General features: G+C 70.6%; 2 protein-coding genes. Both read right to left on the bottom strand.

Features of this window, described 5'->3' with window-relative positions; all coding sequences use genetic code 11:
• Nucleotides 1-646: adenosylhomocysteinase (locus AB0469_RS41145; protein ID WP_366456735.1), on the bottom strand; the 646-nt coding region annotated here is incomplete at its 3' end.
• A 38-nt stretch (nt 647-684) separates the two neighbouring features.
• On the bottom strand, nt 685-1,661 hold a 977-nt coding region (locus AB0469_RS41140), incomplete at its 5' end, for a vitamin B12 dependent-methionine synthase activation domain-containing protein (RefSeq protein ID WP_366456734.1).

Here is a 1,661-nt window from a genome sequence, read left to right as displayed (position 1 = left end):
TCACGTTGATCGCGGGGAAGAGGAGGTCACCGGCCTGCATCATCTCGTAGAGGCGGTGGACACCGGTGGTGGTCTCCTCCGTCACGCCGCGGATCCCGGAGGCGAGGGCGGACCAGTCGATGTCCGTCTTCGCCAGCAGGCCCAGGACGATGGCCATTTCCTCGTTGTCGGCGGTGGAGGCGTCCGGGACGGCTCCGGCCTTCTGGTACTCGACGCCCTTGTGGACGAGGAGGGTGGCGTCACCACCGTCGTCCAGGATCATGTTCGGGCCGGCGTGACCGGGCCAGGTCAGGGCCTGCTCCGTGCACCACCAGTACTCCTCCAGCGTCTCGCCCTTCCAGGCGAAGACCGGGATCCCGGCGGCCGCGACCGCCGCGGCGGCGTGGTCCTGCGTCGAGTAGATGTTGCAGGACACCCAGCGGACGTCGGCGCCGAGCGCGACCAGGGTCTCGATCAGGACGGCCGTCTGCACGGTCATGTGCAGGGAGCCGGTGATGCGGGCGCCGGCCAGCGGCTGCGCCCCGGCGTACTCCCGGCGGATCGACATCAGACCCGGCATCTCGTGCTCGGCCAGGGTGATCTCCTTGCGGCCGAAGGCGGCGAGGGAGATGTCGGCGACCTTGTAGTCGGTGAATGCGGCAGACATGCGGTGTGCTCCTTGGAGAGGTGCGGGGGCGGCGGAGGTCATCGACGGCCTCCCGCGTTGAAGTAGCCGGCCTCGGGGTGGTGAACCACTAGGGCGTCGGTGGACTGCTCGGGGTGGAGCTGGAACTCCTCCGAGAGGTGGACGCCGATCCGCTCCGGCTGGAGGAGGTCGGCGATCTTGGCGCGGTCGGAGAGCTCGGGGCAGGCCGGGTAGCCGAGGGAGTACCGGCAACCCTGGTACTCGGTACGGAACATGCCCTCCATACCGGCCGGGTCGGCTCCGGCGATGCCGAGTTCGGTGCGGACGCGGGCGTGCCAGTACTCGGCCAGGGCCTCGGCGAGCTGGACGGACAGGCCGTGCAGCTCCAGGTACTCGCGGTAGGAGTCGGATGCGAAGAGCTTGGCCGTGGCCTCGCCGATCTTCGAGCCGACGGTGACGACCTGGAGGCCGATGACGTCGACCTCGCCGGACTCCTCCGGGCGGAAGAAGTCCGCCAGGCACAGGCGGCGGCCCCGGCGCTGGCGCGGGAAGGTGAACCGGGTCCGCTCACCGCCGTCCTCGTCGAGGATGATCAGGTCGTCGCCCTTGGAGACGCAGGGGAAGTAGCCGTGGACCACGGCCGCCTCGAGGAGCCGTTCCGTGTGCATGCGGTCCAGCCAGCCGCGCAGGCGGGGCCGGCCCTCGGCTTCGATCGAGTCCGCTTCCTTGAGGCCCCACTGGCCCTTGAAGAGCGCGCCCTCGTCCAGCCAGCCCGCGTACTCCTTGAGCTGGATGCCCTTGACGACCCGGGTTCCCCAGAACGGCGGGGCGGGCACCGGGTTGTCGACGGCCACGTCGGACCGGCCGGCCTCCTCCGGTTCCCGTACCTCGAGGACGGCGGCCCGCTGCGGAACGCGGCGCTGCTTGAGTTCGGGCAGGGTGGCGCCGGGGACGCCGCGCTTGACGGCGATCAGCGCGTCCATCAGCCGCAGGCCCTCGAACGCGTCGCGCGCGTAGCGGACCTCGCCCTCGTAGA

The organism is Streptomyces sp. NPDC093801 (assembly GCF_040701585.1).
GTDB lineage: Bacteria > Actinomycetota > Actinomycetes > Streptomycetales > Streptomycetaceae > Streptomyces.
Note: the sequence above shows the minus strand (reverse complement) of the source record. Positions and strands in the feature narration are given on the sequence as shown.